Origin of the sequence: uncultured Thalassospira sp. (genome assembly GCF_963976115.1) — a bacterium.
In the GTDB taxonomy this organism is placed as follows: Bacteria; Pseudomonadota; Alphaproteobacteria; order Rhodospirillales; family Thalassospiraceae; genus Thalassospira.
Genome location: NZ_CAXBJJ010000006.1, coordinates 123,834 through 137,258 on the forward strand (window position 1 = coordinate 123,834; position 13,425 = coordinate 137,258).

At 55.6% G+C, this 13,425-nt stretch carries 11 protein-coding genes; 6 read left to right on the top strand and 5 right to left on the bottom strand.

Translation table 11 applies throughout. The annotated features are described in order from the left end of the window. Positions 1-14: 14 nt before the first annotated feature. Both AAC086_RS09070 and AAC086_RS09075 read left to right on the top strand, forming a co-directional pair. Positions 15-1,913: a GGDEF domain-containing protein gene (locus tag AAC086_RS09070; protein WP_339777942.1), complete on the top strand. Its 1,899-nt coding sequence runs from the start codon at positions 15-17 to the stop codon at positions 1,911-1,913. A 175-nt stretch (positions 1,914-2,088) separates the two neighbouring features. Next, entirely contained in the window at positions 2,089-2,448 is a 360-nt protein-coding gene (locus AAC086_RS09075) for a hypothetical protein (RefSeq protein WP_339777945.1), read from the top strand. A gap of 229 nt (positions 2,449-2,677) precedes the next feature. Here the strand turns inward: AAC086_RS09075 and AAC086_RS09080 are convergent, their stop codons facing one another. The 5 genes from AAC086_RS09080 to AAC086_RS09100 all read right to left on the bottom strand — a co-directional run bounded on the left by AAC086_RS09080 (position 2,678) and on the right by AAC086_RS09100 (position 6,360). Continuing rightward, positions 2,678-3,328: a GDSL-type esterase/lipase family protein gene (locus AAC086_RS09080; protein ID WP_339777947.1), complete on the bottom strand. Its 651-nt coding sequence runs from the start codon at positions 3,326-3,328 to the stop codon at positions 2,678-2,680. Then, a complete protein-coding gene (locus AAC086_RS09085; RefSeq protein WP_339777950.1) occupies positions 3,325-4,656 on the bottom strand; it encodes a CCA tRNA nucleotidyltransferase in 1,332 nt (443 codons plus the stop codon). Before AAC086_RS09085 ends, AAC086_RS09080 begins: the two co-directional genes overlap by 4 nt. Positions 4,657-4,706: 50 nt before the next feature. Then, complete coding sequence (locus AAC086_RS09090; RefSeq protein WP_339777953.1) at positions 4,707-5,000, bottom strand: DUF6111 family protein; 294 nt, start codon at positions 4,998-5,000, stop codon at positions 4,707-4,709. 83 nt (positions 5,001-5,083) lie between these two features. Beyond that, positions 5,084-5,740 carry a CoA pyrophosphatase gene (locus tag AAC086_RS09095; RefSeq protein WP_339777956.1) on the bottom strand — a complete coding sequence of 219 codons (657 nt, stop codon included), beginning with the start codon at positions 5,738-5,740 and terminating at the stop codon, positions 5,084-5,086. Next, positions 5,737-6,360 carry a DUF1285 domain-containing protein gene (locus tag AAC086_RS09100; RefSeq protein WP_339777957.1) on the bottom strand — a complete coding sequence of 208 codons (624 nt, stop codon included), beginning with the start codon at positions 6,358-6,360 and terminating at the stop codon, positions 5,737-5,739. Before AAC086_RS09100 ends, AAC086_RS09095 begins: the two co-directional genes overlap by 4 nt. 125 nt (positions 6,361-6,485) lie before the next feature. Between AAC086_RS09100 and AAC086_RS09105 the strand changes: the two genes are divergently transcribed. The 4 genes from AAC086_RS09105 to AAC086_RS09120 are packed head-to-tail and all read left to right on the top strand — an operon-like array spanning position 6,486 to position 13,391. Beyond that, on the top strand, positions 6,486-7,529 hold the full coding sequence (locus AAC086_RS09105) for a MoxR family ATPase (RefSeq protein WP_339777960.1): 1,044 nt from the start codon (positions 6,486-6,488) through the stop codon (positions 7,527-7,529). After that, a complete protein-coding gene (locus AAC086_RS09110) occupies positions 7,529-8,470 on the top strand; it encodes a DUF58 domain-containing protein (protein ID WP_339777963.1) in 942 nt (313 codons plus the stop codon). The genes AAC086_RS09105 and AAC086_RS09110 overlap by 1 nt, the downstream gene beginning before the upstream one ends. After that, entirely contained in the window at positions 8,467-11,322 is a 2,856-nt protein-coding gene (locus tag AAC086_RS09115; protein ID WP_339777966.1) for a DUF4159 domain-containing protein, read from the top strand. Before AAC086_RS09110 ends, AAC086_RS09115 begins: the two co-directional genes overlap by 4 nt. Further along, the gene (locus tag AAC086_RS09120) at positions 11,319-13,391 is read left to right on the top strand and encodes a hypothetical protein (protein ID WP_339777969.1); all 2,073 of its coding nucleotides are present in this window, start codon (positions 11,319-11,321) and stop codon (positions 13,389-13,391) included. Before AAC086_RS09115 ends, AAC086_RS09120 begins: the two co-directional genes overlap by 4 nt. Positions 13,392-13,425: the final 34 nt, after the last annotated feature.

Below are 13,425 nucleotides of genomic sequence, written 5' to 3' on the forward strand. Positions count from 1 at the left end.
CTGCACGAGGGTAAATGAGCGTGACGCTCAGGTCTGATGATACCACCGTTCCGACGTCCATTTCTGCGCATAGACATGTTCCGCGCGACTGGCCCCATATTATTAAAACGATAGATTTTGCCTTCCAACCTATCATCAGCACCCATACCGGGCGCGTTTTTGGGTATGAAGCGCTGTTGCGCAACTGGTCGGAAGCCGGTTTTGGTTCCATTCAGGATGTGTTTGATACCGCGTGGGAAAACGACGTGCTGCACCGTGTGGACATGGAGTTTCGCGCCATTGTCATCAACAAGTTTGCCCGTCTGCCCAATGCCGATAAATTAAAGCTGTTTTACAACTTTGACAGCCGTGTTGTCCGCACCGCCGATTACCGCCCCGGCCAGACGCTGGAACTTCTGATCGCCGCGGGGCTGGGACCCGATGCAATGTGCCTGGAAATTTCCGAACGTCACGACATCAGCCATGCCCACAATTTTCAAGACATCCTGCTGCGCTACCGGGCCCAGGGTTTCAAGGTGGCAATTGATGATTACGGCAGTGGCTTTGCCCAGATGCGCGCGCTTTATGACTGCGAACCCGACATCATCAAAATTGACCGTTTCTTTATTGATGGCATGGACAAGGACCGGCGCAAGGAACTGTTTGTCACCCAGATTACCGGCTTTTCGCACATGATTGGCGCGCAAGTGGTCGCCGAAGGTGTGGAAACACTGGAAGAACTGATGTGTTGCCGTCGGGTCGGTTGCGATTTTGTCCAAGGATTTTTTATCGCCCGCCCCTCGGTTACCCTGCCTGAACGCACCGACATCATCCCCGAAGTGACCGAAATTTTAGTCCAGAAGCGCCGCCAGGGTGACCATGACGGCGAATTGCTCCGCTCCTTCATGATCGAGGCACAGGCCGTTCCTGACACCATAAAACCCAACGATATTCTGGATTTCTTTCAGAAAAACGCCGATTCAACCATTGTCCCCGTGATCAATCGCCGCGATGAACCCGTTGGTATTATTCGCGATTCGGACTTCAAAGCGTTTATCTACACCCCGTTTGGCCGCGAATTGCTGCAAAACCCGTCCAACCGGGCCTATTTGTCGCGCTTTTTGCGCCGCTGCCCCTCGGCCGATATTGGCACCAGCCTGTCTGATCTGCTTGAAACATTTGTGTCGGCCGACACGCTTGACGGGCTGATCCTGACCGAAGACGGGCGCTATCTGGGTGTTCTCGACCAGCGCGCTCTGTTGCGTGCTGTGAACGAACGCAACACCCTCAATGCCCGTGATGAAAACCCGTTAACCCGCCTGCCTGGCAACAGTGCCATTTATCGCTATGCGGCCAATGCCCTGTCCAAACCGCGCAAACGACGTTTTGCTGTCTATTTTGATTTCGACAATTTCAAACCGTTTAACGACCGCTACGGGTTCCGCCAGGGGGACCGCGCCATTTTGCTGTTCAAGGATATTCTGGGAAAGGCTTTGAGCCAGAATGCCTGGTTTATCGCCCATGTTGGCGGCGACGATTTTTTCGCCTATGTGCAATCGATTGATTTTGAAGACGCTGTTTTGGCCGTGCGTCGGGCACAAGCGATGTTTGACGAGGAAATCAAAAGTTTTTACGACCCCAACACCCGCGAAACCGGCTTTTTGCAAGGCAAAGGGCGCGACGGCAGCAATAAACGTTTTCCCTTGATGACAGTCAGTGCCGCCCTGATCAGGGTGCCGCCAAATCGCACCGATATCACGCTGGATCATATTTCAACCGAAGCCGCAAAACTGAAAGACCAGGCCAAAAACAGCCCGGACCGGTTTGCCACCGCCCTCTATGAAACTAGCGATTCGTATAGCAATCCTCCAAGTGCGGGTCAAACAGCCCCGGCCCGCGAACAGACTGCACTCTTGGAGCAATATCCGGATTGATATTTATCTTTTTATTTTCAAATAGTTATTAAAAAAATACAGCCTTTGTCCGACGATTATATATGGCAATTATCCCCACAAATAAATAATGCTTCCCACGGTCAGCGGCCAGATTATGATGTGCGGCCTACCCGGTTGAATTTTTGTTTTTGTTTGCGCGGATATATCGCACGCCATGATCGGCAAAATTGGTTCTGTATATAATGCGGTTGTTCCTGCGGCCCTGCGCCCGATTGCGCCAGTTGCCGAACCTGCGGCGCGTGGCGATTTTGACCAGATCATTGACCAGACCGGCGAGGCCCTTAGCCCCTCCTCACAACGCGATACGATTGGCGATGATCGCAGCGGACAAAAAAACCTGCCGCGCCAATCGCAAAATGCCGCTGCCAGCAGCGCAAGCGATGCCTATTCAGCCCTGACCATTGATGCAAACGAACCACAAAGCGCGGCGACCGGATATAGCCGTACCGGCCAGGCCGCAAACATTGCGGCCCTTAACCTGCCGCGCGGCAGCCGCGTTGACCTGACAGCATAAATATTTAAAGCATCTTTCTTTTAATATGACGCACTTTGTTTGATTTTGGCGTGCCGTTTGGCAAGGCACAACGCGCTGAGCGATGCGGCACATCGGTCGAGAGGTGTAACGCGGCCAAACGCCGCCAAAATTAAACCCTGCGCGGGCAAAGTGCGTCATATTAAAAGAAAGATGCTTTAAGGCCGTTCGATGATGAAAAACGCCCTTCCCCCCCAAACAGGGCCGGTGATCAGTTGCCGATGCCAAAAACATCGCGCCAGCCTTGCCACTGCCAAATCATTTCAGCCAATATATCGTAGCCTGCCGCATCGGGATGATATCCGTCCCCGCGACGCAAGGCGCGTTGCCATGTTTCATCGGTCCGGGTGCGCGCCAACACATCAAAATAGGGAATATCCATTCCCTTGGCGGTTTCCGCAAACAGCTGGTTCAATCCTTCCAACCGTTCATTGACAATTTTACTCGACCGCCCGCCATCAATAACGGCCTGCGGCCCCACCCACAGGGTCGGGGCCATCGCGCGGGCTTTGGTCATGATATCGGTTGCATTGGCAAGCGATTGCGCATGCGACACCCGCATGGTGGTTTCCTCGCCGCGTTCCTGTGCGTGGTTGGCATCATTAAGGCCAAAGCAAAAAACCAGCACCAACGGAAAATCTGCGACCTGTCGGCGTGTGGCATCAGCCTGCCAGCGATCCTTTAAATCGCTGCTGGTTTCGGCACGAATGCCCAAATTATAAATTGTCGCATCCAGCCCGACATCGCTTAGCAACCGTTGGCCAAGGCGCATCGGCCAGCCGCCCTTTTGCCCGTCGCGCACGCCATTAACCAGACTGTCGCCAAAAAAACAAATCCGATGGCCAATAATACGATCTGTCATTTTGTCTCCTGAGGCAGATTGGAATCCGGGCGGGTTGGAACATGATCGGCCATATAGGCCATCAAGCGGGTGTGATCCGGGGTCATATCGTTTTCAAGCCAGTATTCTTCGGCCAGGCGCAACAATTGCCCTACCATCGGGCCGGGCGGCACCAGGTTTGCCTGCAATATATCGCGCCCCTTTACCGGCAATTGCGGTGCCTGCCACTCATGGGCACAGGCCAACATTTCCTGCCAGCGGGCATTTTCACCCGGCATCGGGCGCTCCGCCCTGGCGGCATGATCTGCCCATGCCATGATCACGGCATCGCGAAAGGCATCGGCCCCTAAATGATACAAATGGCGGCGAATACGTTTGGCATCCATCACGTTGCTGATCAGGCGGAAACTGGCCGTCATCAACGAAAACCGTTCGACTTCATCGTTGGATAACCGCAAAGAACGGGCGCATTGCGCGGCATGGGCAATGCCTTCATCGCCCCCCTTGTCCGATGTAAACAATGCCGCCATCCGGCGTAGCGGATCAACGGTAATCGCCGGGTCGGCCAAGGCCGTGGTTTCAAGCCATTCAACAATACGCAGCCGGGGAATATTAACCAGTTCAGGCAAAATAACCGGCAACACCGAAAACCCGACCATATTGGCAATGGTGGCGGCCGGCGTTTTGGCACGCAGCAATTTAAACATTTCATCGCGGATGCGTTCGCGCGATACACTGCGCAGCCCGGATGCCCCCTTGCGGCAGGCTTCGGCACCAATCGCATCAAGCGGCGGACGGCCAAAATGAGCAAAAAAGCGAAAGAACCGCAAAATGCGCAAATAATCCTCGGCAATGCGGTCTTCGGCCACGCCAATAAACCGCACCTTGCCCGCCCGCAAATCACTTTCCCCATCAAACGGGTCATAGATGGTGCCATCAGGGTCGCAATACAGGGCATTAAACGTAAAATCGCGGCGCTTGGCATCTAGCCACCAGTTATCGGTAAAGGCGACTTCCGCGTGGCGGCCATCGGTCATGACATCAACCCGCAGGGTGGTAATCTCATAGGAATATTCGTTGATAAGGGCCGTAATTGTGCCGTGCTGCAACCCGGTCGGAATCACACGAATGCCCGCATCCTCAAGGGCCTTCATGCTGGTTTCGGGTTTTAAATCGCAGGCAATATCCACATCACCCAGGTCGCGCGCCAAAAGGGCATCGCGCACAATGCCGCCGACATAGCGCGCCGTGCCGCCCTTTTGCGCCAGGGCGGCAAACAGTCGTGCTGTTTCAGGCGTTGCCATAACACCATAAGGGGCCAAATGGCCGGTGGGGTTAAGTTTTGTCATGCGCGTTCTTGCGAGGGATCAATCAGAAGGATCAAAACAAGCCGGTTTGGTTATTCCGGCTTTTTGGGTTCAAAATAGCCTGGCGAAATAACACCGTCTTTCAGTTCGGGGGCGTGATAAATCGAATCAGGCGAGGCACCGCTTGTCAGGGCGGTAAAAACCAAAATACTTCCGGCCAGCAAAACACCAATTAAAAACAGCAAAAGCCACGGTCCCTGATCCCACGGTGGCACCACATCATGTCCTTCTCGGATCGCTTTTGTCCGCGCATATTTCAACCATATGGCGTAAATCACAAATGGTAAAATAATTGGCAGAGCAATCTGGATAATTTCACGCAGCATGGCAGCTTTCTTTCTGAATTATCACAACGGCATCAATGACACGCCACAGCAACAAAGCCAAATCATTCAGCCCCACCCTTAAGCTATTTTCCGGTTGGCCGGGTCACGTTTTGCTGATGAGCCCTTAACACGTCGCTGAAATTCACCAGCATTCCCGCCGTTGCGCCCCAAATATAATAATGTTGATAGGGGATGGCAAAATAGCGCCGCCTGGCCCCTTCAAAATCCACGGTTTGCAGTTTCTGGTTGCCCGGTTCAAGGATAAACGACAATGGCACCTCGAAAACCTCGTCGACTTCAAACGGATCGGCCACAATATCAAACGGCGGGGTTATGATACCCACAACCGGCGTCACCTGAAAACCAGTGACGGTATAATAATCATTCAACCGACCCAGCAGGCGAATATGACGGCGATTCAGCCCGATTTCTTCTTCGGTTTCGCGCAAGGCCGTTTCATCCAGATCGGCATCGACATCTTCCTTGCGCCCGCCCGGAAAGCTGATTTGCCCGGCATGGGCCTTCAAATGGGCGGTTCGCCGGGTTAAAATCACCGATAATCCATCGTCACGATGCACCAGCGGCACCAATACCGCAGCAGCACGGGATTTAAGCGCGCCTTCGGCAAAGGCGCGCGCACGGGATTTGGAACCGGGAAAATCAACAGCATGGTCCCCAACACGCAATTTCAGACCCTCGCGCGGGGCATTCAAGGCCGCCATGATGTTGTCAGGTGTCATGCTTCATCATTCTCCACCGTGCCAATTTTAAAGAAACGTCCATGGCTGTAAACGCCAAGGACGGTGTCGGGGCTATCAGGGGCGGTTATTTCTTCGGCCCAGTCGACCAATTGATAAAAACTTGCACGGTTCAAACGCGCTTCAAGCCCGCGATCCAGCGCGATATAGGGCGATGGTTCACCGGTTTTGGGGTTTTCCTCCACCCGCAACGAATGGTTTTCATCAAGTTCCACCCACTGGTCAATATTGGTGCGCATCCGGATCACGCCGGTTTTGGCGGCGTGATCTCCCTCTTCGTCGGGCCGCGCCCCCGTCTCATCATGACCACGCGTCACCTCGACCACCACAAAGGCCGCGTCTTCCACATCGATCCGCGCCATTTCAGCGGGTGTCACCAGCCAATGCCCGCCTTCTTCGTCACGCTGTAAAACGGTGGCAAACAGTTTGACCAGTTCGACCCGGCCAATGGGGCCACCTTGATAATACCAGGTTCCATCACGATTTATGGACATAGGAATATCCCCGCATATTTGCGGATGACGGCCTGCGGGCGGTTTGCCGCTCCGCAGGCGTTTCCAAAGATTTTCGGCAAGATCGACAGTTTTATCGTTTTGGGTCATGCTATACACTTACGGTCAAGGTTTCTAATATAGCCTGCTTATTAACTAGTTTACGATCCTGGAATTGCCAGCCTGTGTGACAGCCCGATAGATCCAGCGCAACAGAGGATGCAGAATTTACGGCCATGACAAACACGCAGACCTTTCCTGAAGAATTTGGCATGTCGCGCGCCAGCAGCCTTGAACAGGATGCGGCCCGCCTTGATGCCTGTGTTGCCCGTCTGGGCGAAGCCCGCGATATGATCGCCTCTATCATATTCGGCCAGGATGAAGCCGTTGACCAGACATTGATCGGGGTTTTGGCCGGTGGTCATGTTTTGATGGTTGGCGCACCTGGCCTTGGCAAATCATTAATGGCCCATACCCTTGGCAAGGCATTGGGCTTACTTGATAAACGGGTTCAGTTTACCCCCGATCTGATGCCGGCCGATATTCTGGGCTCCGAAGTGCTTGACGACGGGCCCGATGGCAAACGCGCCTTTCGCTTTATCAAAGGCCCGGTTTTTTGCCAGTTATTGCTGGCTGATGAAATTAACCGTGCCAGCCCGCGCACCCAGTCGGCCCTGTTACAAGCCATGCAGGAACGCGAAATTTCGGTTGCCGGTTACAGCCATGCCCTGCCCGTTCCGTTCCACGTGCTGGCCACCCAGAACCCGTTGGAACAGGAAGGCACCTATCCCCTGCCCGAAGCCCAGCTTGACCGCTTTTTGTTGGAAGTGCGCCTTGCCTATCCCGATCAGGATGCCGAACGGCGCATTGTTGCACAAACAACAGGTCGCCATATCAACCGGCCCCGTCAGATTTTGCATACCGACGAACTGATCGAAGCCCAGGATTTTGTCCGTCGCCTGCCCATGCCTGATCGCGTGCTGGATACCATTATTGCCCTGTGCCGCGCGTGTCGCCCCGAAAGCACTCCGTTTGCCGATATTGCCAACAATGTTGCCTGGGGGCCGGGCACGCGGGCCGCACAGTCGCTGTCGCTGGCATGTCGGGCGCGGGCCATGTTGCAGGGGCGTTTTGCCCCGTCGCCTGATGATGTTGCGGCCTTGGCTGTGCCAGTGTTGCGCCATCGTTTCGGGCTGACCTATGGCGCACGCGCCGATGGCTTTTCGGCCGCCTCGCTAATCACGGATGTTCTTTCAAAAATAAGGGATCAGCAAGCATAATGGTGCCTGCGCGCAATTTGCCCGATCAGATTGCCGCCGCCCGTTCACTGGCGGCGCGATTGCCGCAACTTGTTGACGAATCCCGGCGGATGGCAACGGCCCTTCGCAGTGGTTTGCATGGCAATCGCAAGGTCGGTCCGGGCAGCGATTTCTGGCAATTTCGTCCCTATATTGCCGGTGATCCTACCGGCCAAATCGACTGGCGGCGCTCCGCGCGCAGCGACAAGACCTATATCCGCCAAACCGAATGGCAAGCCAGCCACACCTATTGGATATGGCCGCTATTTGGCATGTCATCGTTTTGGGCATCGGATGCCAAAGGCCCGCCCAAAGCCGACCGCATGATGGTGATCGCGCTGGCACTGGCCGATTTGCTGTTGCGCAATGGCGAAACTGTTGGCGCATTCGACCCGCCCCACAGCCGCATTACCGTGCATGACCAGCTTGCCAAACTTGGCCATGCCATGCTGGCTGCACCGTCGGACATGGATGCCGGTGGCAACAACATTCATCCCGGCCGTCGTAATACCGTTCTGATCGTGGGGGATTTTCTGGAATTTGCCCCGCTTGAACGCGCGCCAGCACCGATACTGCGCCGCTTGGTCCACAATCAGAATGATGGCGCCCTGATACAGGTTCTCGACCCGGCGGAATGCACACCGGATTTTGCCGGGCGCATCGATTTCACTAACACCAATGACACCGTAATTTTCCGCAGTGAAAAATTTGAAGACCTGCGCGCGGAATTTATCCATCGCAGCCGGAAATGGCGTGGACGCATTCGCGATGCCGCAATGGCCAGCCAGTGGCTGTATGACCAGCACATCACCGACCAAAGCCCCAGCCAGACATTGCTGGCCCTTTACCAGCACATTACCGAACGACCGGTACGCAGTGGCAAAACAACGGCCAGCCCCCCCAACGCCGGGCATCGGCCATGATATTTGGTGCCGTCACGTTTTTATATCCTGTGCTGCTGGCTGGCTTGTTGTTGCTGCCGGTCTTATGGCTGATCATTCGCAGTGCGCCGCGCCGGCCGCGCAAAATAGTTTTCCCAGCCGCCCTGCTGTTAATTGGCGCGGCCCATAACCGCCGCAATGCCGAACACGCACCGCTTTGGCAAACGATTTTACGCAGCCTGATTTTACTGGCCTTAATACTGGCTGCCGCCCATCCGGTTTTAAACAAAACCGATTACGCCCCGGAAAACGGGGCCATATTGGTCATGGTTGATAACAGCTGGTCTGGCGCCGCCCACTGGCCCCAATACCAGCAGGGCATGAAACAAATCGTCAATCAGGCGCGGTTAAACAACCAGTCGATCTTTATTGGTGTTACCGCGCCCGAAGCAACAGGGGCCAACAGTAGCGACCTGCCGCCGCTCCAGGGTCCGCTATCGCCCCATGATGCCCAAAATGCATTTGATCGATTGCAACCCCACCCCTGGGCACCTGCCTACGCGGCCCTTGCCACAACGATTGCCGACCGGCAGGATATTACCAACGCCATCGCTGGCGCCATTCTTCTGACCAATAATATTGATGCCCCGGGCAAAGCAACACTTGCCACGGATTTATCGGCTGTATCGCCGCTTATCGTTGTGCATCCCGGTGCCGAAATTCATAACGGCACCATTGTTATCTCTGCTCTTGCGCGCAACCGCAATGGCATGACCGTTACCCTAAGCCATAATGTACAGCCCGCAGCACGGCAAACCACACTGGTTGCACGCAATGATCGCGGACAAATCGTTTTGCGCCACCCGCTCACCATCGCCCAACAAACTGCACGCACCCGTATCGAAGTGCCCTTGCCCGGCGATATCGCCAATGCAATCCAGACCGTTGGCCTATCCGATATTGAAAGTGCGGCGGCCCTGTTTCAAACGGGAGCGAAATGGCAGCAACGCAAGGTTGGCATCGTGGTGAGTTCCGGCGAAGGCCCCGTCTTGCTGTCCGACCGGTATTTTTTCCTCGATCGGGCGATTTCACCTTATGCCAGCATCACCTATGGCACCCTGGACAGCCTTTTAGGGCAAAAACCCGATATTCTGGTAACAACCGGCACCATACCGGGGCTTGGCAGCCAGCAGGGCGCACTGGCACAATGGATCGACAATGGTGGAATGCTGGTTCGTTTTGCTGGCTCCACCACCAGCAGCCCCGATGACCGGTTTTTGCCAGTAACATTACGGCTGGGCAATCGCGATTTTGGCGGTTCCATGTCATGGGAACGTCCAAAACATTTAACCCGCTTTGGCGAAAACAGTCCGTTTTCGGGCTTGCCGGTGCCCGAAGAAATAACCGTAACACGGCAATTGTTGGCCGAACCCGACCGCGACATTGTTGCAAAAACCTGGGCCCGCCTGACCGACGGAACCCCGTTGATTACCAGCATCGCGCAAAATGCCGGGCGCATTGTTTTATTCCATGTCACACCGTGGGCGGACTGGTCAAATTTGCCAATGTCCGGGTTATTTGTCGAAATCTGGCAACGCCTGCTCCCCCTTGCCAGTCCCGAAAACCCGTCTTCCCCGCAAATACAGACATTACTTGCCCCTCAATCAATCCTGGATGGTTTTGGCCGCGCCCATCAGCCAGATCCGACGGTGCTGCCTTTGCAAACCGACAGCGAAATACCCGGGCCCCGTCACCCGCCCGGCATTTATGGTCAAAACGGCCAGGCTATTGCCTATAATCTCGGCCCGTATCTGACCGGGCTGGATGTGCCGGTGCGCTGGCCCGATCAGGCACAAATCAAAACCCTGTCTGACGATAACCAGGTCGATCTGGCAACCTTGTGCGTTTTTCTCGCCTTCTGCCTGTTTCTGCTTGATACCCTGATCCTGATTATAACCGGTGCCAACAACCGGTTTCAGGGCCACCAGCGCGGCAAAAAAATGACAAAAGACCTGGCAAAAGCCGACAGGAACGCTGCGATGCAATCAACGACGTTCGCGGCCCGACCGACATCGCGGCCGACAACACGCACCCTTTTCATGCTATTTCTTGTGTCGGCAGGTGCCCCTTTGATACTGGCCGGGTTGGGCCGCGTCCCCCCTGCGCACGCACAGGAAGAAAACGTAACACCGCGTGATTTTCAGGCCGCCTTGCATCCCAGGCTGGCTTATATGGAAACCGGCGTTGCCGCCATCGACAGGCTGAGCCATGCCGGTCTTGCAGGGTTAACCGATACCTTGCGCAAACGCACGGCAGCCGATCTGGCCGCCCCTGTCATGATCAATCCGCAAACCGATGATCTTGGTTTCTATCCGCTGATTTACTGGCCGCTGGCGGAAGGACAAAACGAACTGTCAATCTATGGCCGCGAACAATTGAACCGGTATCTCGCCAATGGCGGCATGATCCTGATTGACACCCGCGACCGCGAGGTTGAACCCGCCCGTTTGCGCAGCCTGCTTGCCGGTATTGAAATACCGACACTGGCCCGCGCCCCGCGCAATCATATTATTTTTCGCAGCTTTTACCTGCTTGACCAGGCCTATGGCCGGTTTGATGCCACATTATGGGTCGATGCCCGCCCCGACCCGCGACTTGATGGTGTGGCATCGGTTCTGTTTGGGGGCAATGACTGGGCGGCATCCTGGGTTCAAACCCGGTTAGAACTCGAACAATACGGCACCGCCACGCGCAACCCGATAGACGATATTTCGCCCCGCCAGCACGAGTTGGCCCTGCGATTTGGCGTTAATCTGGTAATTTATGCCCTGACCGGCAGCTATAAGGGCGATCAGGTTCATTTGCCCGCCATCCTTGAAAGGCTGGGCAGATGAACAGCTTGCAGGATTTTCAAATCAATCCGCTGATTGCACCGGGCTGGCTTGGCATGTTAACCGTGGTGGCGGTTAGCCTTGTTATTGTTGCCCTCGCCTTGCGGTTACGCGGCAGCATCTGGCGCGCAGGGATGATGGCATTGTTGCTGGTCGGGTTGCTGGCCCCGCAATTTACCGATCAGTCCCACGAAAAGCTAAGCGACATTATTCTGGTTCTGGCGGATCGTTCCGACAGCCAGAAACTGGGCAACCGAACCGCCCAAACCGATCAGGCGATTGAGGCATTACACCAGAAATACGATAATGATCCTGACATCGACCTGCGAATTGAAAATGTGCCCGGCACAACACACACCAACATGTTTGCCGCCCTTGACCGTCTTTTGGGGGGCATCCCGCGTGAAAGGTTGGCCGGGGTTGTCATGATCACGGATGGGCAGGTCCATGATGTTCCCAACCGGTTGCACTTAAACGCCCCCTTACATGTTCTCATCACCGGCACCCGGGACGAACGCGACCGACGCCTGCAAATGCACCAGAATGTCGATTACGGCATTGTCGGGAAAAACGCCGAATTCATTGTCGAAGCCATCGACCCCGATATGGTCCCCGGGGCACCGCTGGGCGTGACCCTGTTGCAAGAAGACGGCACGGTCCGGCGCTTTACGATGCCCGCCAACCAGAAGACACCGATTAGCATTCCGATACCCCATGCCGGGCCGGTTATTGCCGAATTGCGCATGGCCGCCCTTCCCAACGAAACCGACACCACCAACAACCGGCTTATTTTAGAGACCACCGGGGTCCGCGACCGGCTTCGGGTGTTGTTACTATCGGGCGAACCCCACCCTGGCGAACGGGCCTGGCGCAATTTGTTACGCGCCGACCCCGGGGTTGATCTGGTTCATTTCACCATTTTGCGTCCGCCGGAAAAAGGCGACGACACCCCGATCAACGAACTGGCACTCATCCCGTTTCCGATTCGCGACCTGTTTGAAGTTCGCCTGCCGCAGTTTGACCTGGTGATATTCGACCGCTATCAACGCCGCGGGGTGTTGCCAGTGCAATATCTGGAAAAGGTTGTTGAATATGTGCAAGGCGGCGGGGCCGCACTTGTGGTGGCCGGGCCTGAATATATTGCCGCCGATGGCCTTTCCGATACGGTTCTGGGGCACTTGATGCCGCTTGCCGCCACCGGGCGTATTCTCGAACAAAGATTTGTCCCCAAGGTGAATGAAACCGGGCGTCTGCACCCGGTGACCTCGGCCATTGCCGGACCACGACAGGCCGCCCCCAAATGGGGCCCGTGGTATCGGCAACTTGAAACCCGGCCAACCAATAATCAGGCCATGACAGTAATGACCGGCATCAACGACCTGCCGTTATTAACCCTGTCGCGGGTCGGCGACGGGCGGGCGGCAATTTTAACCAGCGATCAGATGTGGTTGTGGCAACGCGGGCACGATGGCGGTGGCCCAATTGCCGAATTGCTCCGCCGGTTATCACACTGGTTAATGAAGGAACCGGCACTGGAAGAAAACACCATTGAAACAACCCGGTCCGCCGACGGATCGTCGCTGAACCTGACCTGGCACAAAATCGGTGCCGATCCGCAAACAGCAACGGCACTTGATCCGGTAACGTCCCGCGCCATTCAGGCCCCCTTCACCCGCCAGCCCGACCAGACATGGCAGGCCCGCATTCCGATCGCGCAGCATGGCCTTATTCGCATTACCGCGCGTGACGTCGAAGGCAAAAGCCAAACAGCCCTGCATGTGGACCGCGATGTGCTGACCCGCGAACGGCGCAACACCGCATCAACCACCGAAATCCTAAGTGATGTTGTTTTAGCCAATCACGGCTATATTGGCCGGGTAGAAAGCGGTTTGCCATCCTGGCGGCGGGTTGACCGTGACGCGATCTGGCATGGGTCAAACTGGGCAGGAATGGTCCACACCGACAGCTATCGTACCCTGATTGGCGCCACCACCACCTTGTTGCCGTTGCCTGTCCTTGCTTTCATTGGCGTTATATTGTGCCTGTTTGGCTGGCGACGCGAAACACGATAGGGACGCGTTTCCTGGCAAAATGGGTCATATTAAA